The organism is Bacillus niameyensis, assembly GCF_001375535.1.
In the GTDB taxonomy this organism is placed as follows: Bacteria; Bacillota; Bacilli; order Bacillales; family Bacillaceae_C; genus Lederbergia; species Lederbergia niameyensis.
Window position 1 is genome coordinate 933883 of the sequence record NZ_LN831197.1, and the last position, 24271, is coordinate 958153.

The 24271-nt window shown below is 36.6% G+C and carries 28 protein-coding genes; all 28 read right to left on the reverse strand.

Annotated elements, in window-relative coordinates; translation table 11 throughout:
• Nucleotides 1-20 precede the first annotated feature (20 nt).
• Nucleotides 21-881, reverse strand: coding sequence for a MinD/ParA family protein (locus tag BN1243_RS04570; RefSeq protein ID WP_062105059.1), 861 nt, complete (start codon nt 879-881; stop codon nt 21-23).
• A complete protein-coding gene (flhF, locus tag BN1243_RS04575; RefSeq protein WP_062105060.1) occupies nt 874-2013 on the reverse strand; it encodes a flagellar biosynthesis GTPase FlhF in 1140 nt (379 codons plus the stop codon). The genes BN1243_RS04570 and flhF overlap by 8 nt, the downstream gene beginning before the upstream one ends.
• Nucleotides 2010-4043 (reverse strand): flagellar biosynthesis protein FlhA, encoded by a 2034-nt coding sequence (gene flhA, locus BN1243_RS04580; RefSeq protein WP_062105061.1) that lies wholly within the window; start codon nt 4041-4043, stop codon nt 2010-2012. The genes flhF and flhA overlap by 4 nt, the downstream gene beginning before the upstream one ends.
• A gap of 32 nt (nt 4044-4075) precedes the next feature.
• Nucleotides 4076-5158 (reverse strand): flagellar biosynthesis protein FlhB, encoded by a 1083-nt coding sequence (flhB, locus tag BN1243_RS04585; RefSeq protein ID WP_062105062.1) that lies wholly within the window; start codon nt 5156-5158, stop codon nt 4076-4078.
• Entirely contained in the window at nt 5155-5934 is a 780-nt protein-coding gene (fliR, locus tag BN1243_RS04590) for a flagellar biosynthetic protein FliR (RefSeq protein WP_062105063.1), read from the reverse strand. The genes flhB and fliR overlap by 4 nt, the downstream gene beginning before the upstream one ends.
• Nucleotides 5935-5938: 4 nt before the next feature.
• Nucleotides 5939-6208 carry a flagellar biosynthesis protein FliQ gene (gene fliQ / locus BN1243_RS04595; protein WP_062105064.1) on the reverse strand — a complete coding sequence of 90 codons (270 nt, stop codon included), beginning with the start codon at nt 6206-6208 and terminating at the stop codon, nt 5939-5941.
• Nucleotides 6209-6251: 43 nt separating this feature from the next.
• Nucleotides 6252-6920: a flagellar type III secretion system pore protein FliP gene (gene fliP / locus BN1243_RS04600; RefSeq protein ID WP_062105065.1), complete on the reverse strand. Its 669-nt coding sequence runs from the start codon at nt 6918-6920 to the stop codon at nt 6252-6254.
• Nucleotides 6913-7605, reverse strand: a complete 693-nt coding sequence (locus BN1243_RS04605) for a flagellar biosynthetic protein FliO (protein ID WP_062105066.1) — start codon at nt 7603-7605, stop codon at nt 6913-6915. Before BN1243_RS04605 ends, fliP begins: the two co-directional genes overlap by 8 nt.
• Before the next feature lie 3 nt (nt 7606-7608).
• Nucleotides 7609-7971, reverse strand: coding sequence for a response regulator (locus tag BN1243_RS04610; protein WP_062105067.1), 363 nt, complete (start codon nt 7969-7971; stop codon nt 7609-7611).
• Nucleotides 7972-7987: 16 nt separating this feature from the next.
• Complete coding sequence (gene fliY / locus BN1243_RS04615) at nt 7988-9154, reverse strand: flagellar motor switch phosphatase FliY (protein WP_062110408.1); 1167 nt, start codon at nt 9152-9154, stop codon at nt 7988-7990.
• Nucleotides 9144-10145 (reverse strand): flagellar motor switch protein FliM, encoded by a 1002-nt coding sequence (fliM, locus tag BN1243_RS04620; RefSeq protein ID WP_062105068.1) that lies wholly within the window; start codon nt 10143-10145, stop codon nt 9144-9146. Before fliM ends, fliY begins: the two co-directional genes overlap by 11 nt.
• Before the next feature lie 33 nt (nt 10146-10178).
• Nucleotides 10179-10613: a flagellar basal body-associated protein FliL gene (gene fliL, locus BN1243_RS04625; protein ID WP_062105069.1), complete on the reverse strand. Its 435-nt coding sequence runs from the start codon at nt 10611-10613 to the stop codon at nt 10179-10181.
• Nucleotides 10597-10815, reverse strand: coding sequence for a flagellar FlbD family protein (locus BN1243_RS04630; RefSeq protein WP_062105070.1), 219 nt, complete (start codon nt 10813-10815; stop codon nt 10597-10599). The genes fliL and BN1243_RS04630 overlap by 17 nt, the downstream gene beginning before the upstream one ends.
• Before the next feature lie 45 nt (nt 10816-10860).
• A complete protein-coding gene (locus BN1243_RS04635; protein ID WP_062105071.1) occupies nt 10861-12282 on the reverse strand; it encodes a flagellar hook-basal body complex protein in 1422 nt (473 codons plus the stop codon).
• A gap of 30 nt (nt 12283-12312) precedes the next feature.
• Nucleotides 12313-12702, reverse strand: coding sequence for a TIGR02530 family flagellar biosynthesis protein (locus BN1243_RS04640; protein ID WP_230200099.1), 390 nt, complete (start codon nt 12700-12702; stop codon nt 12313-12315).
• Between the two features lie 18 nt (nt 12703-12720).
• The gene (gene flgD, locus BN1243_RS04645; protein ID WP_062105073.1) at nt 12721-13350 is read right to left on the reverse strand and encodes a flagellar hook assembly protein FlgD; all 630 of its coding nucleotides are present in this window, start codon (nt 13348-13350) and stop codon (nt 12721-12723) included.
• Between the two features lie 8 nt (nt 13351-13358).
• Entirely contained in the window at nt 13359-14555 is a 1197-nt protein-coding gene (locus BN1243_RS04650; RefSeq protein WP_062105074.1) for a flagellar hook-length control protein FliK, read from the reverse strand.
• 32 nt (nt 14556-14587) lie between these two features.
• A complete protein-coding gene (locus BN1243_RS04655; protein WP_230200100.1) occupies nt 14588-15079 on the reverse strand; it encodes a MotE family protein in 492 nt (163 codons plus the stop codon).
• A gap of 107 nt (nt 15080-15186) precedes the next feature.
• Entirely contained in the window at nt 15187-15633 is a 447-nt protein-coding gene (fliJ, locus tag BN1243_RS04660; RefSeq protein WP_062105076.1) for a flagellar export protein FliJ, read from the reverse strand.
• Nucleotides 15630-16952, reverse strand: coding sequence for a flagellar protein export ATPase FliI (fliI, locus tag BN1243_RS04665; RefSeq protein WP_062105077.1), 1323 nt, complete (start codon nt 16950-16952; stop codon nt 15630-15632). The genes fliJ and fliI overlap by 4 nt, the downstream gene beginning before the upstream one ends.
• Nucleotides 16949-17713, reverse strand: a complete 765-nt coding sequence (gene fliH / locus BN1243_RS04670; protein WP_062105078.1) for a flagellar assembly protein FliH — start codon at nt 17711-17713, stop codon at nt 16949-16951. Before fliH ends, fliI begins: the two co-directional genes overlap by 4 nt.
• The gene (gene fliG, locus BN1243_RS04675; RefSeq protein ID WP_084781815.1) at nt 17706-18713 is read right to left on the reverse strand and encodes a flagellar motor switch protein FliG; all 1008 of its coding nucleotides are present in this window, start codon (nt 18711-18713) and stop codon (nt 17706-17708) included. Before fliG ends, fliH begins: the two co-directional genes overlap by 8 nt.
• 11 nt (nt 18714-18724) lie before the next feature.
• Complete coding sequence (fliF, locus tag BN1243_RS04680) at nt 18725-20317, reverse strand: flagellar basal-body MS-ring/collar protein FliF (RefSeq protein ID WP_062105079.1); 1593 nt, start codon at nt 20315-20317, stop codon at nt 18725-18727.
• A 122-nt stretch (nt 20318-20439) separates the two neighbouring features.
• A complete protein-coding gene (gene fliE / locus BN1243_RS04685; protein WP_062105080.1) occupies nt 20440-20748 on the reverse strand; it encodes a flagellar hook-basal body complex protein FliE in 309 nt (102 codons plus the stop codon).
• 26 nt (nt 20749-20774) lie between these two features.
• Nucleotides 20775-21209, reverse strand: coding sequence for a flagellar basal body rod protein FlgC (gene flgC, locus BN1243_RS04690; protein WP_084782281.1), 435 nt, complete (start codon nt 21207-21209; stop codon nt 20775-20777).
• A gap of 7 nt (nt 21210-21216) precedes the next feature.
• The gene (gene flgB, locus BN1243_RS04695; protein WP_062105082.1) at nt 21217-21606 is read right to left on the reverse strand and encodes a flagellar basal body rod protein FlgB; all 390 of its coding nucleotides are present in this window, start codon (nt 21604-21606) and stop codon (nt 21217-21219) included.
• Nucleotides 21607-21943: 337 nt separating this feature from the next.
• On the reverse strand, nt 21944-22720 hold the full coding sequence (gene codY / locus BN1243_RS04700) for a GTP-sensing pleiotropic transcriptional regulator CodY (protein ID WP_062105083.1): 777 nt from the start codon (nt 22718-22720) through the stop codon (nt 21944-21946).
• Between the two features lie 137 nt (nt 22721-22857).
• Nucleotides 22858-24249, reverse strand: a complete 1392-nt coding sequence (gene hslU, locus BN1243_RS04705; protein ID WP_062110412.1) for an HslU--HslV peptidase ATPase subunit — start codon at nt 24247-24249, stop codon at nt 22858-22860.
• Between the last annotated feature and the right edge of the window lie 22 nt (nt 24250-24271).

The following is a 24271-nucleotide window of genomic DNA, read 5'->3' on the forward strand; positions in this document are numbered from 1 at the left end:
TCTATAATAAGGCGATATCATTATTTTTGGAAAAACAGGCTGCGGAGTTTACCGATAAAAGAATGAGCAGGATTATGATCAACAGCTTGCTTTTTATTTAAATATTGATCAATCAATCGCTCTAGCTTTACTGTAATGGACGAACTAGGAAATTTAATTGAAAAAGCAGTTTGACTTATTACTGCCTTTCTAACATGTTGGTCTTCTGGTAGCACTCCTAATAAAACGACATCTTTTTGAAGAAATTTAACAGCTGTTTGCTTTAAGCGGTTCAAAGTCTCCCTACCTTGCTTCTCACTTTCCGCCCGATTACAAATTAAATAAAATACACTGCTAGAACCTTCCAAAGAAATAAACTTCATCATCGAATAGGCATCTGTCATAGATGTAGGCTCAGGAGTTGAAATAACAAAAATTTCATCAACAGCAAGTAATATTTTTAATGTGGAGGCCGTCGCTCCAGCAGCCATGTCAAAAATAATGAAATCATAATCTTGTTGCAAATCACTAAGTCCATTTAACAACTTTGAAAGCATCATTTCATTTAGTTCCAATGTCTCGTTTAAACCATTTCCAGCAGATATATAAGAGATTCCTTCGCCGGTGGTATAAACAATATCTGTAATCGGTATATCTCGTTTTAAAAAATCTGCTATCGTTTTTGGAGAAGAATAACCAAGCATAATATTGACATTTCCCATACCAATATCTAAGTCAAACAGTAAAATTTTATAGCCTTTTTTATTCAAAATCATTGCCGTATTAATGGATATATTAGATTTTCCTACCCCGCCTTTTCCACTAACGACAGCTAGAGTTTTAGCGTGATTTCCTTGCCTATCCTGAACCAACATTCTTAATTTCTGTGCTTGGTCATTCATATGTTCCAGTCCCTATCAAATAATCTGCTATCGTTTCAGGCGTAGCTTTGATAATATCATCTGGTACATCTTGTCCAGTTGTAATATACGCAGCACCGATCTGATATTGCCATATTAGGTTATACATAACTCCAAATGTAGAGGTCTCATCAGCCTTCGAAAAGATAAATTGATCAAATGCCAATTCCATGAAATTATTTACGATCTTCTCCATATCCTTTTCTTTCATCGATAAGGATAGAACAAGAAAAGTCATCATGCTCTCATTTCCATACAATTTCTTTAAATCTTCAATATATCGTTTATCACGGTAATTTCTGCCGGCTGTATCAATGAAAACGATATCGTAATCGGAAAATTTTTGGAGAGCTTCTTGAAATTCTTCATCCTCGTATATAATCTCAATTGGGACTTTTAGTAATTCCGCATAAGTTTTTAACTGTTCAATCGCGGCAATTCTATAAGTATCAGTAGTGATAAACGCCGCCTTTTTCTTTTGCTTAAGTACCGCTTCCGCTGCTAATTTAGCAATAGTTGTTGTTTTTCCTACACCAGTTGGACCAACAAAGTTAATTACTTTTGTCTGCCTTGGTATTTTTATAAATCCGATTTGGTTAAGGTCGGCAATAATGATTTCACGGCACCAGTCTAATACATCGGATTCGACTGGTTTATTCATCGTACTTCGCATTTTTTCTAGTAATAGTTCGCCATATTTTTGTACATACTCATCAGCTAGACCCATTTCACTTAATTTGGACAAACAGCTTTGTATAACCTCCGGATATTGATCTAACCGTGGAATATGCCCCTGCCTCAGCTTAATAAGCTCCTCTTTCAATTGCGAAATCTCTGACAGTATTTCTTTTTCATTCAGCTTATCTTCTATACGGGCATTCCCCTCATTTTTTGAGGGAAGTGTAAGGTTCTTATCTTTCTTTATTGTAACTGGAGGCAACTGCTGCTCATCGACTGCCGCTATGACCTCCACATTTTTCTTGCGGAATAAGCCAAAAAGTCCGCCTTTATAAACAACTTTAGAATTTAAGATGACGGCATTCTCACCCATTTCGGCTTTAACCTTTTTCATTACTTCCGGCATAGTAGGGGCACTGATTTTTTTTACGTTCATTCAATGTTCACCATCCCGACACTTTGAACTTCAACATCTGCCTCTAATTCATTATAAGAGAGGACAGGTACATTCGGAAAATACCTTTCCGTTAATTGACGTAAATACATTCTAATTGCAGGAGAACATAGTAATAAAGGTGATTGATGCATCATCGACTGTTGTTCAATTTGAGCTGCCGTTGATTCTAATATGGACTGCGAACTTTCGGGATCAATCGAAAGATAATTTCCATGTTCAGTCTGCTGCACGCCATCCGCAATTAACTTTTCGACTTTTCCTGAAACTGTAATAACTCGTAAAATTGCTTCATCGCCCGCATATTGCTTAGTAATTTGCCTTGCCAGAGCTTGGCGTGCATACTCAGCCAATAAGTCAGTATCTGTTGTCATTTTCCCGTAATCCGCTAATGCTTCAAAAATTACTGGCAGATTGCGAATTGACACATTTTCTTTCAATAATTTTGCAAGAACCTTCTGTACTTCTCCGATCATTAATGGATTAGGCGTAACTTCCTCCACAAGAATTGGAGAAGTTTCCTGCAAATGCTCAATCAGTTGTTTCGTTTCTTGACGACCTAATAGTTCATAAGCATTAGCCTTCAAAATTTCAGTAATATGAGTCGAAACAACAGATGGTGGATCAACAACTGTATAACCTAAAATTTCTGCCTGTTCTTTAACCTCTTCTGAGATCCACTTGGCTGGAAGTCCAAACGAAGGCTCAATCGTATCAATTCCTTCCAAAGTATCTTCTCCACCGGGACTCATTGCCAAATAATGATCTAAAAGTAGTTCTCCCTTAGCCATAACATGCCCTTTTATCTTTATTCGATAGGCATTTGGTTCAAGTTGTATATTATCCCTAATACGAACTACCGGAATAACAATTCCAAGTTCCAATGCCAATTGTCTACGAATCATCACAACACGATCAAGAAGATCTCCACCTTGGTTAACATCAGCTAATGGAATAAGACCGTAACCAAACTCAAATTCGATCGCGTCAACATTAAGTAGATTAATAACACTTTCTGGGCTCTTCATTTCGTCAGTTTCTACATCCTCTGCTTGATCTAATAAATCGGCATCCTGTATAGACGAAGTCCGTGATAATGAAATTCCCCCGATAACAAGCAAAGCTGCAATTGGTATTGTTAAGATGTCGTTGATTGGCGTAAATAAACCGAGAAGAAAAATGGTTGCAGCCGCTATATACAACATTTTTGGATATGCAAACAATTGACCAACGATATCAGTCCCTAAATTCCCTTCTGATGCAGCTCTTGTTACAACAATACCAGTTGCTGTTGAAATTAAGAGAGCTGGGATTTGACTTACAATACCATCACCCACTGTTAGCATTGAATATTTGACTGCCGCCTCACCAATAGGTAAACCTTGCTGGACCATTCCAATTACAATCCCAAATATAAGATTGATTAATACGATAATAATCCCGGCGATGGCATCCCCTTTAACAAATTTACTTGCCCCATCCATTGCACCGTAAAAGTCAGATTCTCGCGAGACCTTTTCACGTCTTTCTCTAGCTTCATGGTCAGAAATAATTCCAGCATTTAAATCTGCATCAATACTCATTTGCTTACCTGGCATAGCATCGAGCGTAAATCTGGCCGCCACCTCGGACACACGCTCCGATCCCTTAGTGATTACAATAAACTGAATTACTATTAATATGAAGAAAACAACAAGTCCAACAAGAATATTTCCCCCGGTAACAAATGTACCAAATGTTTCAACGACACCACCGGCATCCCCAATTGACAAAATCGACCTTGTCGTAGAAACATTCAAACCTAAACGAAATAAGGTTAAAAGTAAAAGCAAAGATGGGAAAATTGAAAATTGCAGTGGCTCCTGCATATTCATGGATGTCAACAACACCAATAGAGCAAGGGAAATATTTGTTATGATTAATAGACTAAGCAGCCATGGCGGAAAAGGAATGACCAGCATAGCAACAATTAATATAACACTTGATAAAACAGCAATATCTTTAAATTTCATAACTTTCTCTCCCTGTACACCCTATAAAAACATTAAATCTTATGCTGAATTCGATAAACATAAGCTAAAATTTCTGCTACGGCTTTAAAAAACTCATCTGGGATTTTATCGCCAATTTCTAGTTGATCATATAGTGACCGCGCTAAGGGGCGGTTTTCGACCATTACAATATTGTTCTCTCGCGCTATTAATTTGATCTTTTGTGCAATAAAATCAACACCCTTTGCAATTACGACGGGCGCATCATCTTTTTGTTCGTCATATTTCAAAGCAATTGCGTAATGTGTCGGGTTCGTGATAATGACGTCAGCTTTCGGTACCTCTTGCATCATTCTCGACATAGCCATTTCACGTTGTTTCTGTTTTATTTTCGATTTTATAAGCGGATCGCCTTCAGTATTTTTATATTCATCTTTAATATCCTGTTTTGACATTCGGATGTTTTTTTCAAAATCATACCTTTGGTACAAGTAATCAAATAAAGATAAAACAAGCAAACTGATAGATGCAGCAATGCCCATTTGTAAAGTAAGATTCCCTACTGTTTTTAAGGCGGCTCCAATTGATTTTTGCGATAAAACCAACACTTCATCAATATTAATCCATAAAACCGAAAAGATCACAGTTCCTACAAAGCAAATCTTTAAAATGGATTTTAATAATTCTACAATAGCTCGAATTGAAAAAATTCTTTTGAAACCTTTTATTGGATCTAATTTTTCTAACTTTGGTTGAAGTGGTTCTGTAGTAAACATAAACCCAACCTGCAATAAATTAGAGGCAATTCCAGCAATTAGAGCGACTAACAGAACAGGGCCTAGCATATAGGCTATATCCATTAGAAAATCAATCATAATCGGGCGAATATTAGCCTCTGTAACATCCAAGAGAATTGTCTCGTTAAATGCTGTGCGGAATGTACCTAGTGCAACCTTACCTATACTGGTTGAAAAGAAAAGTAGAAATAAAAATACCGATAATAAACCAATCGCACTATTAACATCTTGACTCTTAGCGGTCTGCCCTTTTTTTCTCGTATCTTGCCTTTTTTTCGGAGTCGCCTTCTCCGTTTTTTCACCAGAAAAGAATTGGAGATCCAGTTTGAGCTGTATCATCCCGCGCCTCCCATAAATCTCATTACACTACTGATAACGACAAGCATTTGTTCAAATAAATTTTGAATCACAGTAAAAACCAAACCTAACACGATAAATAACACAATAAAACTAACAGCAATCTTAATTGGAAATCCTACAACAAAAATATTGAGCTGTGGCACTGTCCTTGCAATAATCCCTAACCCCACATCCACCAAGAAAATGGAGGCAACAACTGGTATCGCCATTTGAAAAGCAATCATGAACATAGATGTGAAAGACTTGGCAATGTACATGACAAAATTTTCATTTCCAAACGAGACGATCATTTTATCGATCGGAATAAATTGGTAGCTATTAAAAACACCATTAATAATTAGATGATGACCATTTACTGTAAGCAAAAACAATAATGCAAACATATAGAAGTACTGGCCGATCAACGGACTTTGAGCACCTGTTTGCGGATCGATTACATTAGCGATGGCAAAACCCATTTGAAAATCAATGAAGCCCCCGGCTATCTGGATTGCTGTTAGCATCATATAAGCTATAAAACCAATGAATAAACCGACCATCGCTTCTTTAACTATTAACAAGAGATATACTCCATCAATTGCGATAGGCTGAACATCCAAAGTGTAGTAAATAAGGATAGCCAAAAAAGCAGAAAAGCCTATCCGAAATGTTGCCGGCAAAGTTCTATATGAAAATAAAGGAAGTGTAACGAAAAAAGCGGAAACTCTCATGAATACAAGCATAAATATAGAAAAATGTGGGACTAGAGCTTCCATAAAGTTAACCTACAAACCTTGTTAGATTTTGAAAAATATCACTAGCATAAGATAACAACTTACTTAATATCCACGGGCCCATAACAACAAGGCCGACTAAAACTGCAACAATTTTTGGTATAAATGCCAAAGTTTGTTCCTGAATTTGAGTTGTCGCCTGAAAAATACTAACAGCAAGACCGACAGCTAAAGCAATCAATAATAATGGCCCTGCAACAATTAGGATTGTATATACTCCATTTTGAGCAATCGAAATAACAGCTTCTGCACTCATAAAATCACCTTTTTTCTGCAAATTTCATATGAAATAATTTCCATCATCCAAAACTTTGCAGCAAAGACTGGATAACTAAATACCAGCCATCAACTAAAACAAATAACAATATTTTAAAAGGGAGTGAAATCATGACCGGCGGTAACATCATCATCCCCATGGACATTAGAATACTTGCCACTACCATATCGATGACTAGAAACGGAATAAATATCATAAATCCAATTTGAAATGCCGTCTTCATTTCACTAAGTGCAAAAGCTGGGACTAATGCTGTTAGTGGTATATCGTTAATCGATTCTGGCCGTTCTGTCTGTGAATAGCTTAAAAATAATTCCAAATCTTTTTGTCTAGTGTACTTGCTCATAAATTCCTTAAATGGAATTGCTGCACGGTCATAGGCTTCTTCCAAATTTATTTCGTCATTAAATAATGGTGTTAGTGCCTCTTGATTGACTTGACTAAAAGTCGGAGCCATAACAAAAAAGGTTAAAAATAATGCAAGCCCGACTAGAACCTGATTTGGCGGCATTTGCTGAGTAGCTAACGATGTTCTCACAAACGAGAGCACTATTATAATTCTTGTAAAAGACGTCATTAAAATTAGAATACCAGGTGCAATTGATAATACAGTTAATAAAAGGAATAACTTGACAGAAGTGGAAACAGCCTCTGATGAACTATTATTAAAGAATTCCATAAACTCATTCATCTGTAGACTCCTTCCTTTCAAGCTTGTCCATAGCATTTGTACGTTTTTTCTTTATCTCATCCAATTGTTTTTTTAACTGAACTTGAAAAGACGGACTAGAATCGTTCGAAAAGGAGGAACCCTTCTCTTGTTTTTTATTTAGCCATTTCGTAATTAATGTTGATGGTTGAAGACTTTGATCTAATTGTTCATTATGTTGCTGAATGAAACTCTCAATCTCAGCTTCATCATCAATCTCTTTTAATAATTGAATGTTCTCTCCTATACCTAGAACTAATAATCGATTTCCGACTTTAATAATTTGAACGGAGCGGTTACCTCCTAACGAGGAACCACCAAAGTTTTGAACGATCTTGTTATGCTGGTATGATTGACTTCTTTTTTGTATGAACTTTAATAAGAAATACAAGATGGCTATTACAAGAATTAGTGAAACAATCATTTTTAGCACATCGAAAAAGCCTATATCTATTCGATTAGCTTGAACTTGTTCATCTTGGTCCTCTGTCTGATTTTGCTTAACTACCTTCTCGTTCCCATCTTGGCAATTCTTTTTATCTTCATAACAATCTGCAACACTTTTATCGACGGCCGCTGCATTCACTTGAACTGTCCAATTCGTATAGGAGAAAAAAACAAAAGTAAAAATGAAGATGCTCAAAAACCACTTTTTTTCTAGTTTCATCTCTTATCCCAGCGTTTTTTGAATGGCTTCAATAACTCGATCCGCTTGAAATGGCTTAACAATAAAGTCTTTTGCCCCAGCTTGAATAGCATCAATAACCATAGCCTGTTGGCCCATAGCCGAACACATAATTATCTTTGCAGCTGGATCAGTTGCCTTTATTTGCTTCAATGCTGTGATACCATCCATTTCTGGCATTGTAATATCCATCGTTACAAGATCAGGCTTTAATTCATTATATTTTTCTACTGCTTGCGCTCCATCAGCAGCTTCTCCAACCACTTCAAAACCGTTTTTGACCAATATATCCTTTATCATCATGCGCATAAATGCAGCGTCATCTACAATTAAAATTCTGTTTCCCATGAGATTTCCTCCTAGTTTAATTTAATTTTTTTAGTCTATCTGATTTACTTACAATATCGGTTACCCTTACTCCGAAGTTCTCGTCAATTACTACGACTTCCCCTTTGGCGATTAGGCGACTGTTCACTAGAATATCAACGGGCTCGCCTGCCAACTTGTCCAACTCAATGACCGAGCCTGACCCAAGTTCAAGTATATCCTTAACAGAACGACTCGTCTTCCCAAGCTCTACGGTAACTTGTAAAGGGATATCAAGTAGCATATTCAAATTTTTTGTACCAGCTTGAACAGGCGTTGTTTCGTCAAAATCCATGAAACTCGCTGTTTGCACGTTAGGATTTTGCTGTGTTTTTTCTTTTGCCCTTTCTACCGGTGCTTGATGGCTTCTTATTTCTTCGTGAGGCAATGGTACATGGACATTTTCTCTTACAGGTGGTGATTCATTTATTAACTGTTGCTCTGCCATCATTGGCTTTTGTTCCACTACCTCTGTATGATTATTTGAAATCAGATCCTCGACTAGATTGGTTGCAAATTCAACTGGTAGTAATTGCATAATTTCCGAGTCAACCAAAGTCCCTATTTTAAGACGGAAGGCGACCTTTACGAGCAGCTTTTGATCCGGTAATTGTTCCACCCCAGTCCCTTCAGCTGTATTCAATAAATCAATAGAAGGCGGGGATATATCTACTCTTTTGTTGAATATGGATGACATAGATGTTGCAGCTGAACCCATCATTTGATTCATAGCTTCCTGTACGGCGCTTAAATGAATTTCATCTAACTCTTCATTAGGAGACAGCCCGTCACTACCAAGCATAAGATCCGCAATAATAGCAGCATCTGTTTGTCTAATAACTAATATATTTACACCCGAAAATCCTTCCGTATAATTTACTTTAATTGCTACATAAGGATGCGGAAATTCTTCTTCTAATCGTCTTGTATCAATGATTGAGACAAACGGAGTAGTTATATCTACTTTTTGATTTAGTAAAGCTGAGAGTGCTGTAGCTGAACTTCCAAATGAGATATTACCAAGCTCTCCAATTGCGTCTTGCTGCAAATCATCCAAATAATCATTTACATTAAAATCCTCGTTCTCATCATTACTTTCTGATGAAACCGTTTCTCCACGTAATAGTGCATCAATTTCTTCCTGGGAGAGCATATCACCATTCATTTTCTCCATCACCCTCCTTGAATGTATCTAATATTTGAACAGCCATCTTTTTATTTTTCTTACCAGGCTGTCCTGTAAATTTAACTTTATCTCCTATTTTTAGCATGAGCGGTTGATCGAACCTTCTATTTAATTCGATGACATCACCGCTGTCTAAAGAAAGAAAATCCTCAATGGTTATTTCTGATGACCCGAGTTCAGCAATAATTTCAACGTGTGACTCTTTAATTTTTTCTTCTAATATCACAACTTCTTCAGGTTTTCGTGCTTTTTTTGTACTAGCCATCCAATAATGTGCAGAGAGCTTTGGAATAATTGGCTCAAGCAACACATGCGGTATACAAATATTAATCATCCCACTTGTTTCACCTACGCTTGCATTCATAGAAATGACAACAACTGTCTCATTTGGAGCTACAGCTTGCAAAAATTGGGGATTGATTTCAATATCGGCTAATATCGGTTCAACTTCGGCAAGACTTGACCAAGCTTCCTGCAGGTGATCCAATGTACGTTCAAATAAATTAGTCATTAAGCGCATTTCGATCTCAGTAAGATTATCAATTTTATTATAACTTTGTCCCTTTCCCCCCAAGATTCTATCTAGCATGGAATATGCGATCATAGGATGGATTTCCATAATCATCCTTCCATCAAGTGGCGGCACTTCAATTACATTTAGAATCGTCATATTGGGAATGGACCTAATATATTCTTCGTAAGGAATTTGATCAGCTGAAGCAACTGAAATATTAACATATGTTCTTAGTTGAGCCGAGAAATAGGTAGTTAACAAACGTGCATAGTTTTCGTAAATTCTTGTTAAACTTCTTATTTGATCTTTTGAAAACCGTAATGCTCTTTTAAAATCATAAACTTTAACCTTCTTCTTCTCTTCTTCCTTTTTAAAGTCTTCAGCTGTCATCTCACCAGTAGAGATAGCAGATAGTAATGCATCTATTTCGCTTTGGGACAGTACTTCTTCGGACATACCTGCACCCCCTTTATACAAATTTTTTTATACTTAAGAGATCATTGAGGAGGTGATATAGACTTTTATTATTTTTCCATTTTGCATAAGTTCACCAAATTGCTCTTTTAATTTTTCTTCGAATTTTAGTTTGTCCTCTTTATTATCTAAAGATGACCGATCCATTTCTGATAGCTCCGAGATAATAATATTCTTGACCTGGAAATCTCTTTTTTCCAACTCCTTTTTGGCCTTTTTACTGTTTGTTTGAACTTTAAAGGAGATTTTAATGAACTGGCCATTTTTCAAATTTGTTGTAATTTCTGGAACATCAACAGAAACTTTCAATACTTCTTCAATTGATGGTTCTTTATTCTCATCTTTCGCATCCATTTTCAATATAATAATGAGTGCAAATGCGGCAAGCAATAAGATCGCCGATAAAAGCACGATCATAGTAGATACCAATTTTTTATTCAATTTCCCCATCCTCCCATTGTTTCCGGCCTAACAGATGGATGGATTGATAAAAGTTGATAATTCTAACTTTCACCAGATCTTCCGGCTCGGCTACTAAATATTTTTTTCCGTTTGTTAGCGTTATGGTTGTATCTGGGAAAGACTCCACTGTTTCAATAAAAAGTGCGTTAAGTTGAAAAGTTTTTCCGTTTAATTTCGTAACTGTGATCAATGTCTTAGCAGAGTCAAGGCAAGGGCCTTGACTCTAATTAGCCCCCTAACGTTTTAAGTTAACTAACTCCTGAAGAATTTCGTCTGATGTTGTAATAATTCTTGTATTCGCTTGGAAACCACGCTGAGCTACGATCATTTCAGTGAATTCTTCAGAAAGATCAACGTTTGACATTTCCAATGCACCAGAAATAATGGAACCTGCCCCTACCGAACCGGGAACTAGTATGTTTGTTTCTCCAGCATTTGCTGTACTTACATATAAATTTTCGCCAATTTTCTCAAGACCACCTGGATTGGCAAATTTTGCGAGAGCGATGGAATGATTTGTAGTGTAAAGATCTCCTTCTTTCATTAACCCCAGTTTATCAGCCTTAACATATTCAATGGCATCAATTGCTAATGCAACCGAGTCAGCAGTTATTCCTGATTGTGTAAACAAGTCATTCGCACTTGTTAATGCTGTTTTAGCCGCTGTTTCAACAGCTGATTCCGTTGTTTCATTAGGGTTGCCCTTGTAATTTTGGTAAGCTGAATACACGCTATTTACATTCGGGTTTAATTGATTGTACGCATTAATAACTTTTTGTGCCTCTGCGACAGCACTATCTGCCTTTGTTTGAGCATCTTGTGCTGCTTGGATCGCTTTTTGATCTCCAGACACATCTGCCTCTGCTTTCAGGCTTTGCGCCTCAATTTGCAATAAATCAGCTTCCCTTTTTGCCTGTGTCGATAACTCTTTCATTTCGTTCGTTAATTTTACTAATGAATCCACATGCTTTAGTGAAGTAGGATCTTCGACAAGGTTTTTGGCTGCAGCAGAGATCTTCCCTGCTATTTCTTGAGTTTTCTCCGCAACAGTCAAACCTTTTTCCTTAATAAAGCTGATTTTCCCATCTTCGGATATACTCAAACTTTGGATTTCTTGGACATTTCCACCATTCATATGAACAGGTTGCAAACTATTATCATCTGGATTAACAGACATTACGTAATGACCTGCACCAGTTACCAAGTATCCTTGATTATTTAAGTAAAGATTTCCAGCTCTTGTATAATAAGTGGAAGTAGCGAAAAAAGAATCTCCAGCTGGAGTACCCTCGGAAACAACTAAGTAGCCATCCCCTTGGATGCCAAGGTCAAGAACTCGGCCAGTTGTTTGCATGGAGCCCTGCGTGTCCACAGTATCGATTGCCGCTAACTGTGCTCCTAGTCCAACCTGGATCGGGTTTTTACCACCCTTATCCTGTGTCGGACCACTTGCTCCCATAACCGTTTGGCTTACCATGTCTTTAAACGTTACTCTGCCTTTTTTAAAGCCATATGTATTAACATTGGCAATGTTATTTCCGATTACGTCTAGTTTTGTTTGAAAGTTCTTCATTCCACTTATTCCTGAATACATTGAACGAATCATAATTAGTGTGCTCCCTTCTAATTGCACCGCTTCAATCAGTCGGCGGTACATAGCCCCCTTAATAGGTCCAGCTATATAAATTTATATTGATTCCATGACAATCGTTCCGTCAATATTTGTAAAAATCTCTACCTCTCGTCTATCTACTGCTGTGACAACTGTTCGATTTTCCGCATTAACTATTAATGCTGCATCCTTCAGAAGCACAAGCGAATCATTTACACCCTTTTGCTTCGCTTCCTCGACTTTGTTTCCTATCTGCTGCCATTCATGAGGAGTAATTGAGATATTACGCTCTGCCATACGTTGTCTCGCATGTTTACTAATAGTTAAAGCCGGTAGTGTTGTCTTCGCTTCATCTAAGGCCTTAGAAAAAGTTGAGGTCCCTACTCTTTCCTTTTCGATAGATTGCTTCGGAAATGGATGAATCGCTGTCGGTAAAGGAGGTAATCTGTGTATTGGATTACTCAATGAGAACGACATCCTTCCCTAATAAATTTTTGTTACCTGATTTATTTTTACTGTTTGCCCATTCTCCGTCAACAATGAAATATTTCCATTCTTATAAGATACTGATTCAACAACATCCTCAAATTCTTCGCCTTCATTGTTCCATGAAATATGTTTACCAATCATATTACTTGCTTGAATTAAAGGTGACTCTCCCATAGGATTATTCACCTGAAATATATTCGCCGGTGCAAGTTCAGTTCCATCTTCCAAGATAAATTTCACAGTATCCCCAGTAAATTGGACTGAAGAAACAAAACCTTTACCATTAAGGATGGTAGCTTCAGATTCTTCCCCTTCCAATACTTGGTGCCATGTTACTTCTTTCCCGACAAAATGACTAAAATCAATTAAACTCGATTGAGTTTCCATTTGAACAAGTTTATCAATTGATTTATTCAAGTTTGTCATTTGTTCTAATGAAGAAAAAGTAGCCATTTGTGAAATAAATTCTTTATCTTGCATTGGGTTTAGTGGATCTTGGTTCTGAAGTTGTGCCATTAATAATTTTAAGAAATCATCTTTACCTAAAATATCTTTCCCCGTCGTTCTGGATTCGTTTTGTTGAACAGAAGAAAGAAACAAATTAGAGTCAATTGTATTCGCCATCGGATCCTTTACACCTCCGCTTCAAATAAAAGCTCACTCAACATCTCTTGAAAATGGGTGGCCTCTTCTGTGTTTTCTGTTTGCTGCTCCTTGCTGCTTTGTTCCCCTTGACGATCATGAGGATTATGTTCCTGCTGAGCTGTATATTGGGATTGAGTATTAGTGCTATAACTCACTTCAATTCGGTCTACTGTTAAATTTTGTTGTTGAAAAGCATGTCTTAAATTATTTAATTGAAGATCTAACATTTCTTTCGCCGTTGTTGTTGAAGCCAAGAATTTCGCCGTCATCAATCCGTCTTTTTGAAGCAACTCTATTCGTAACGATCCTAATTCCTCAGGATACAATCGAATTAATAACTTAGTTGTGTTACCTGTTTGCGAATAGTTTGATCTCGCTAATATATTGGCAAGCTCTCTTACAAATCCTCTCATTTCTATTTCTGGATCTACCGATTTCCCTAAATTTAGGATTAAGCCTTCTGAACGTAGTTGATTAGTAGAAGTCATGACATTTTTAGACTCTAGACCGGTATTGGATAAATCTGACACTCCAGGAGGATCTGTTTGCTCCTTTTTAAAACTATAAAATGTTTTATCAACGATAGATGCCATCTGTTTTAACTTTGATTCTTTATTAGCTTTTTGGATTTGATCTAACAAACTTTGAAAATCTTGCTCCAACTCATTAAGTTTACTCATCTCACTTAATGAAATTGGTATTTGTCTTGCCATTACTTGGAGTTCTTTAGCCATTTGGATTGATTGTTTTAGTTCTTTGGCTGGTAATTCTCGAAGTTCCTTAGGATCGAGATCGTTGATAAGTTGAACAACTTGCAAAATCGCTGACAAAAAATCAGCAGGTAGTTTTTCCTCTGCGTGTTTCTCGGTATCTTGTCTACGTAGAGAATCCAATAACTCTAAAATCGTTTTCTCCCATTCAGGAAATAGTTCATCTACTAAATTTTCTAAATCTCTATTTTCTGTAGATTCTTTCGTCCACTCCAAATCTACACGTAAAAGTTCAGCAATTTCTTCTAATGGGTTTAGACCTTTTTGTGTAAATTGCGTATTGCCTTCCTCCTCAAGTTGCCCTGCTAATGACCCGAGTATCATTTGAAAATTTTGCTGAGTTTCTTTTGGAGAACTTGCAGTTGCCAAAACATTTTGATTGGAAAAATCCATATTTAATCCGCTAATTTTCAATTATTCTCACCTCCCTTCAATATGTAAGAAAATCAATTTGTTGATAGCTGTTCCATATATTTCGCTGCATCTTTAGGAGGCATATTTTCAAGAATCTTAGCTAAGGATTGAGTTCCAATATTAGATAGTATTTTCAACGCCTCTTCATCTTTCATTTCTAAAATGATCGGTGCTGATTTTTTTGGTGACATTGCCTCATAAGTGGAGACAATATCTTTAAATGCTCGCTTCTCTTCCTCTCGCATCTGCTTCAACTCATCAATTGTAGCTTCTAAACTTTTTTGTTGTTGTACGTATCGTTCTTTTTCTATTTCCTTATTCTCCAGTTGCTTCTTCAACTGGTCAATTTGCGCATTTTTATTTTGAATTTCCGCATCTAGATTGATGATTTTCGTTTCAAACTCTTCTAGGTTTTGCTTTTCTTCTTTTGCAATCATTCCAGACAGAATAGGAACTTTTTCACCAAGCTCTTTTGCTTTTTGAAAGACATTTACTCCGGCAATAGAAGCAATTAAAAGACTCAAAAAAAGAGCAAACAAAAGCGGAATCAAAACCCAATAAATGAAGCGTTGAAAAGAGCTTACTTCCTTTTCTACGGTTTGTTTGTTTAAGGCCTTTTCCACTTGTTCACCTAGCTTCCTCCCCGATAATAATATTGCTGTGAAGAAAATTCATCGAGGTTCTTATTTTCTATTTCGTTTAGCATTTGCTTATAGAGATTCATACTTTTCTCTTTTAGAGTTTCATATTTCTTCACTTCTATATTGCATTCTTTTAACTTCTCTTCATACCAAGCCATCGTATTCCGAGCACGGTTAACGAGTGTTTGAGCATGTTCAATTGATTTTTCAAGATTGAAAATAAATTGCTGATAATGTCTAATCTTGTGAACTGACAATCCGCTTGCTAATTCATTTAATTGATATTGTTCTAGATCTTCTTTTTTCTTTAATAGTTCATAAAGACTTTCAGCTGCAATAGTAAATTTCTTCACAGAGTCTTGATACAAACCAAGAGCTTGCTCTTTTTCGTTTTCTTTTAAATTTAATATTTTTTGGAATTTATATTTGTAGCTCAATTCATTTCACCCGTTCTTGCCAAATGAATTAATGATTGAATACTATCATCAATAGAAATCTTCTCATCTGTTGCTTGTTTTAAAAACGAGACAATGTTTGGATACATTTGAATAGCCTCGTCAATTTCTTTTGACGCACCTCGTTTATAGGCTCCAATATTAATCAAATCTTCTGAGTTTGTATAAATGCTTAATAAGTCTCGAATTCTATTCGCTGCAATTTGATGTTCTTTCGTCGCCAGACCGCTCATTAATCTACTTATACTTTTCAATATATTTATAGCTGGGAATTGACCTTTATTAGCTAGATTCCGATCAAGCACAATATGTCCATCCAAAATCCCTCGTACCGCATCCGCAATTGGTTCATTCATATCGTCACCATCGACTAAAACTGTATAAAAGGCTGTGATCGACCCATTTTCATTCGTCCCTGTTCGCTCCATTAATTGTGGAAGAATCGAAAATACGGAAGGAGTATATCCTTTTGTTGCTGGCGGTTCTCCGACTGCAAGGCCTACTTCTCTTTGTCCCATTGCTACCCTTGTAACAGAATCCATCATAAACATGACATCTTTGCCTTTATCACGGAAATATTCAGCAATTGCAGTTGCCGTGAAAGCTCCTTTTATTCGCATTAGTGCTGGCATATCAGATGTTGCCGCAACAATGATTGATTTTTGCAATCCTTCTGGTCCGAGATCCCGTTCAATAAACTCCCTTACTTCTCTTCCCCGTTCTCCAATTAGTGCAATAACATTAATATCTGCCTTCGTATTACGGGCGATCATACCAAGTAATGTACTTTTACCAACCCCACTACCGGCAAAAATCCCGAGTCTTTGTCCTTTGCCTACAGTTAACAAACTGTCAATTGGACGGACACCTACTTCCAATTTTTCTGAGATTGGCGGTCTATTTAAAGGGTTAGGTGGATTTCTGTCTGCATCAGTTGTTGTCATACCTGTTGGTAATCCCATTCCATCAATAGGATTACCTAATGAATCTACTACTCTGCCAATTAATTCTGGACCCACCTTAATTTGTAATGGTTTAGACGTTGCTTCCACAAGACTACCTGGAGCAATCTCTCGAATGTGAGTATATGGCATCAAAATTATATGCTGTTCTTTGAATCCAACTACCTCGGCTATAATTTTCCGTTTCGTTCCATTTCCAACATGAATGTAGCAAACATCACCAATCGAACTTTCTGGTCCAATGGATTCGATCATTAACCCTACAACCCTACTGACCTTTCCATACCTCTTATATGTGTTGACCGTTTTAATAAGTGGAATTAAGTCTTTTGCTCTCATTTATTTTCACCGTCAAGCAATTCTAGTAATTTCCCTTTCAATTCAGTAAGTTGACTGGAAATACTTGCATCAATCCTGCCGTTTTCGGATTCGATAAAACAGGCATCTTCATCTAACTCTGTATCGGGATATATATATAATTGAACTTCTTTTGGAAATACAGCTTCCAACTCTTGTTTTTCTTTCACAAGAAATTCATAGTGTATAGGATTTACGTGTAGTTGGATTTCCTGCGAATCCTTTGCCTCTTTAATCGTCTTTTTAACTAGTCCAACAAAACTTTCAGGCTTATCCGTTAAACTACACTGAATAATCTTCTCTGCTGAAGCAATAGCAATCTGCAAAATATCAGTTTCTGAGCTTTCAATATGTTCATGAAATGCCACTTTTGACTGTTCGACTATTTTTTGTGCACTTTCTATAACCTCTACATATTCAGCTTTCCCTTGAAGTCTTCCATCAGCAATCCCGATCTGCAGTCCTTCTTCATAAGCACGCTCCATGAGATTTTTCTTTTCTTGAACCCATTCTTCTTGTTGCTTATTTATATTTTCAAGGCACATATCGGCTTGCTTCTTTGCTTGTTCCAGAATCAATGACGCCTCTTTTTTAGCATTTGAGAGGATTGTTTGACGTTCTTCTTCATAGAATGAGGGCTCTATTACTGCCTGTTGATCATTCTCAATCCGAATATTCTTCACGTGAATAACCTTCGTATTCTCATACGCGGAAAAAGATTTATTCTTGAACAACCTAGACAATAATATCATCTCCTCCACCACGTGCTACAATGATTTCTCCAGAATCCTCCAGTCTGCGGATAATCCCAACAATTTTCGATTGAGCTTCCTCTACATCACGCAATCTCACTGGACCCATAAATTCCATTTCTTCTTTTATCGTTTCTACCATCCGGGCAGACATATTTCGATACACAATTTCTTTCACTTCCTCACTAGAAATCTTAAGCGCCAAAATTAAGTCTTCATTTTCGCATTCACGAATAATACGTTGGATGGAACGATTATCAAGAGTGACTATATCTTCAAATACAAACATTCGTTTTTTAATCTCTTCCGCTAAATCGGGATCTTCAATTCCGAGTGCATCTAGAATCGTTTTTTCCGTCGCACGATCAACACCGTTTAGAACTTCAACAACTGTTTCAATTCCTCCGGTTTGCGTATAATCATGTGTAACTGTTGTGGAAAGTTTTCTTTCCAAAATTGATTCAACTTCGCTTATTACCTCTGGAGAAGTACTGTCCATAACAGCGATTCTCCTTGCAATATCCGTTTGCATGTTTTGAGGTAATTCCGAGAGAATTTGACCTGCTTTTTCTGGATCTAAATACGACAAAATTAAAGCTATCGTTTGCGGATGTTCATTCTGAATAAAATTCAAAATTTGTGCTGCATCTGCCTTCCTTGCAAAGTCAAATGGACGAACTTGCAAGGAAGACGTTAGTCTATTGATAATCGCCAAGGCTTGTTCTTCCCCAAGCGCCTTCTCTAACACGGTTTTTGCGTAACCTATTCCTCCTTGCGAAATATAATCTTGTGCCATCGCAATATTATGAAATTCATCAAGAACATCTTCCTTCGCAGATGATTCAACTTTTCGAACACCAGAGATTTCCAATGTTAATTTTTCAATTTCTTCTTCTGATAGATGCTTATAAACAGATGAAGCCACATCTGGACCCAGAGAAATTAAGAGAATAGCAGCTTTTTGTTTGCCAGACAATCCTTTTTTTGACAACTTTATCCCTCCTAATCCTCCGCCAACCAAGTCCGCAATAGTTTAGCAAACTCATCAGGCTTTTCCTTGGCGAGTTTTTCCAATTGTTTTTTACGAATGTGTGAATCCGATAAATTTTCCTCTTGAAGCTCAGGTATGTCAATCGGGGCATCGACAATCTCATCTGTAAAATCATCTTCCTCTTCTTCATGCACTTTCTTACTTCTTACTAGGAAAAATAATAATATTCCGATGACTGTTAGCAGCAACCCTCCGACGATATAAACCCACCAAGGAATCTTGTTCCCAGGAGAATCTGAAATTTCTACTTTTCCGTTAAAAGGCTGAACTGAAACCATAATTTTGCTTTCAACGGATTCATCAGAGAGGTCCGTTCCTACATTTTTATCAATCGACGTTTTTACTATAGTCGATAAAATATCGCGAATATCTTGTCTTCTCTCTTCAGGAAAAGAATTAACATCATCGGGATTTGGAGGTTCTACCATTACTTGGATGCCAAGATCACGAATTTTATATGGACTTTCAACTATCTGCTTATGGATTCTATTAATTTCATTATTTATAGTTTCCTCTGTTTTTTCATAGTCTCCGTTTGAATTAGTGCCTTCTAGGTATTGGGTTCCACCAGTATCTGTCTCGTCCCCTGTCGGCGGGATTCCTCCAGCTTGATCTCCATTTCCTGTATATGTTTCGGTAATTCGATGGGCACTAATGGCCAGACCACTCATACTATCTTCATCTACGGGTGAAACTAAATTTTCATCGCGATTTTCTTGAGTAAAGTCGATATCTGCAGTGACAGATGTTACAACTTTATCAAAGCCCATTAATGTTCCTAACATATTTTGAACTTGACGCTGAATGTCTCTTTCAATTTCTTTTTTTATCTGCATTTGTTGCGTTATACCATTATCAGCATATTGGCTTTGATTCAGATCAAAATATTCTAGGAATTGATTACGAATCACAATATTTTCAACGGGCAAACTAGGAACACTTTTTGCGACTAGGTGATAAAGAGATTGAATTTGCTTTTCATTAAATTGATATCCTGGTTTTGTTTGAAGAATAATAGAAGCTGATGCTTCTTCATTAGCATCATTCAAGAATATCCCTTTATTAGGTAAATTAAGCATAACTTTAGCCTGTTGGACCCCATCAACAGTCTTAATTAATTCAGCTAATTCCGTTTGCATTGCACTAAGCTTTAATACATTAAACTCATTATCGGTCATCCCAAAGCCAGCGTTCTCTCCAAAGAACGAATAGTCGATATTCCCCGTCTTTGGAATACCTTCAGCTGCAAGTTCTACTTTCAGTGACTCAACATTTTCTTTCGGAACTTTAATGGTTGTCCCGCCATTTGAAATTTCCGATTTAATCCCTTTCGAATCTAAGTTCTCTTTGATTGAACCTGTTTCTTGAGGTGTCATATTAGAATAGAGAGGTACAAAAGTAGTTTTTGTAGAAAAATATATAATACCGAAACCTAAAAGCAAAACTGCTAGTACAGAGCCAATTAAAAGTGCTTTTTGATTCCCTGTCCTGTTTATCCAAAATTCTTTTAATCTTTCAATCTGTTTATTTATTGATTCTCTCATTTATAAGCCCCTTACCAAATTACATTTGAAACAAATATGGACTAGAACCTTATCTTTACAAAAAGCAAAAAAAATAATACTTTTGTTAAAATATAGTAAAAGGTTCGGAATATTTCCCGATATTATACTTGCATCCTCATCATTTCTTGATATGCTTCAACTGCCTTATTTCGAATTTCTAACGCTGCTTGCATCGTGATAGATGCTTTTTGTGCAGTGATCATCACATCGTGCAATTCGATATTTTCACCTTGTATCAATTTTTGCGTTGAGTTACTAGAATCAATTTGAGCTTGATTTACCTCATCCATTGCTTTTTTAAGCATATTTCCAAAGCTATTTTCTTTAGATGTTGTAGCTACTTGATTTTGACTGACGTTTTTAATTGGGAATAATTGAGCATTTGCAACAGTACCATTTTGAATAATCATAATAGATCCTCCCCTTGGATAAATTCTTACTTACCAAGCTCTAGTGCTTTAGTGTACATTGACTTTGTTGCATTAAATACTGTGACATTCGCCTCATACGATCGTGTTGCGCTAATTAAATCAACCATTTCACGAAGTGGATCAACATTCGGTAATTGTACATAACCCTCTTCATTTGCTTCTGGATGATTTGGGTCGTAAACAAGCTGATAAGGGGAGTCATCTTCGACTATTTTCGACACCTTGACACCATTCAGTTGATTTTCCGCTTTTTGAAGGAAAGATGAAAAAGAAGAACCTTGCGGCTGCATGACAACCATTTTTCTCGTATATGGCTGCCACTGTCCATTTACATACTTTCCACGTGTTGTATCCACATTAGCCATATTGGATGATATAGTATCCATTCTTAAGCGTTGTGCCGTTAATGCTGAGGATGTTATTCCCATGCCTTTGAACATTGACACGTTACCTTCCTCCTTTAATTACATTAGAAAGTGATGAAAAATTCCCATTAAGCCTTTCAATCAATGCTTGATAATAGATTTGATTCTGGGCTAAATCTGACATTTCTTGATCAACATCGACATTATTCCCGTTATCTTGATACTGCAGATTTTGTTTTGTAAATATTTTAGGTGTACTGTTGGAAGTATTTAAATCCAAATGACGAGAATCTGTTCTGTTCAAGTTTAGCGTTTTATTAGCATCCTCTAAAACCTGACGAAACTCTACCCCTTTTGACTTATAATTAGGCACATCTACATTTGCAATATTTTGCGCTATGACTTTATGCTTAACCGCTGAGTAGTTTAAACCATTTTCCAGTGACCGTATTGTGTTGGAAAATAATTCCATTTCTTCCACCACTTTCTATATTAATCTATCTTTAGACAAAATTCTACTATAATTGTATTACTAATGTAACATTTCGTCCATATATCCTGACACAATTTTTATGACAGATTCTAGTAACTAAACCTCATTTAGGACTTGAGAACCATTCCTTTTAACCTGAATACACATTTTTGTTAAAAACAGAGTTGCTTGAAACTTCAATTAAATATGCGTATATTAGACCTACCCTACTTGAATGGCAGAAGTCCAGATTTCAAAAGATATGACAAAACTCACTTTTCACCCTTCCTAAGCAAAAAAAAGACTGCCATTGATCAGGCAGTCTTTTTAAAAGAACTTAAGATTTAAGCTGTTCAAGTTCTTTAAGAAATTTAGAATTTAGAACCTTGATGTAAGTACCCTTCATACCTAGTGAACGGGATTCAATGACTCCAGCACTTTCCAATTTCCTTAAAGCATTTACAATAACAGAACGTGTTATACCAACGCGATCAGCAATCTTAGAAGCAACTAACAATCCTTCTGTACCATTCAATTCCTCGAATATATGTTCAATCGCTTCAAGTTCACTATAAGATAATGAACTAATGGCCATTTGAACAACAGCTCTGCTTCTAGCCTCTTCTTCAATTTCCTCTGATTTTTCACGTAAAATTTCCATACCGACTACAGTCGCTCCATATTCAGCCAAGATTAAGTCATCATCATTAAATTCTTTTTCCAGGCGAGCAAGGATTAAAGTACCTAGTCTCTCTCCACCACCGACAATTGGCACAATTGTTGTTAAGCTATTCGAGAATAAATCTTTATTTTCTTCCGGAAACGCAGTGTAGTTACTTTCCATGCCCAAGTTGGATGAAGTTTCCGTTACATTAAACAAGGAATTAGTATATTCTTCCGGAAATTGTCTATCTTCTAACATTTTTTTCATTCTGTCATTTTCAATTTGTACGTTGATGGCAAAACCAAGTAATTTTCCTCTGCGGCTTAATACGAATGTATTAGCTTCAATAACACTGCTTAACGTTTCTGCCATTTCATTAAAATTAACATTTTTCCCAGCTGCTTTTTGTAGCATAGCATTGATTGTTCTAGTTCTTGATAATAATTCCATCTTACTTATTTCCTCCTTGAGTGTAATTATTACGATCATTTAATTGAATCTCTTAGCATTAATATTACGATGTTCGATAGAGGTTTTACTATCATGTTTATTGATATAGATGTGACTTGTTAGTAGGAATTAAGCCATTATAAAATAAATTGACTCAAATCTTTATTTTTGGAAATGACTGCTAATTTCTCATCCACATAATCTCTAGTAATGGAGACTTTATCCAAAGCTACATCTGGGGCTTCAAACGAAAGATCTTCAAGAAGCTTTTCCATAATGGTATGCAGTCTTCTAGCGCCAATATTATCAGTCTCCTGATTTACATTAAAGGCAATTTCTGCAAGTCTGTGAATAGCATCGTCTGTAAAATCAATTTGTATACCTTCTGTTTCAAGAAGTGCGATATATTGTTTAATAATCGCATTATCTGGCTCTGTAAGAATTCTCACAAAGTCCTCCGGAGATAATTTTTCCAATTCCACTCGAATCGGAAACCTTCCTTGTAGCTCAGGAATTAAGTCAGATGGTTTCGAAATATGAAAAGCACCCGCCCCAATAAAAAGAATATGATCTGTCTTAACAGGCCCATATTTCGTTACAACTGTTGATCCTTCAACAATAGGAAGAATATCTCTTTGCACTCCTTCTCTTGATACATCTGCGGAAGCAGAACCACTGTTTTTACTAGCTATTTTATCAATTTCGTCAATGAATATAATACCTGTCTGTTCAGCCCTAAAAATAGCTGTTTGAGTTACTTCATCCATATCAATTAACTTTTGCGCTTCATCGTTCGTTAAAACTACACGCGCTTCTTTCACAGGCAATTTACGCTTCTTCTTTTTCTTCGGAATGAGGCTACCAAGTGCATCTTGCATAGAGACTCCCATTTGTTCCATACCCGAACCTTGAAGCATATCAAACATTGAAGGTTGTTGTTCTTCCACTTCCACTTGAACTAGCTCATTTTCCAATTCGCCATTAGCAAGCTTTTCTGTTATTACCCTTCGTTTTTCCCTTAAACTCATTTCCTCTTGATTATCATCATTATCGTTAGAGGAATCTTGGTTTTGGTTACCAAAGATCATTTCGAATGGATTTTTGAAGTTTTCCGTTTTTTTCTTAGAAGGGACAAGTAGTTTAACAAGTCGTTCATTAGCCTGTTTTTCAGCCTGGGCTTTAACAACTGCCATTTTTTCTTCTTTTACAACCCTTATCGACGTCTCCATTAAATCTCTGACCATTGATTCTACGTCGCGGCCAACGTAGCCGACTTCCGTAAACTTGGTCGCTTCGACTTTAATAAATGGAGCTCGAACTAGTTTTGCAAGCCTTCTAGCTATTTCCGTCTTCCCCACACCAGTCGGCCCAATCATTAAAATATTCTTCGGAATAATTTCATCTCGTATATCTGAGTTTAATAATCCACGACGATAACGATTTCGAAGAGCAACTGCAACAGCTCTTTTAGCATCTCTTTGTCCAATAATGTATTGATCAAGTTTTTCAACAATTTGACGAGGTGTCATATTCAAGCCTCTTTGTTCATTC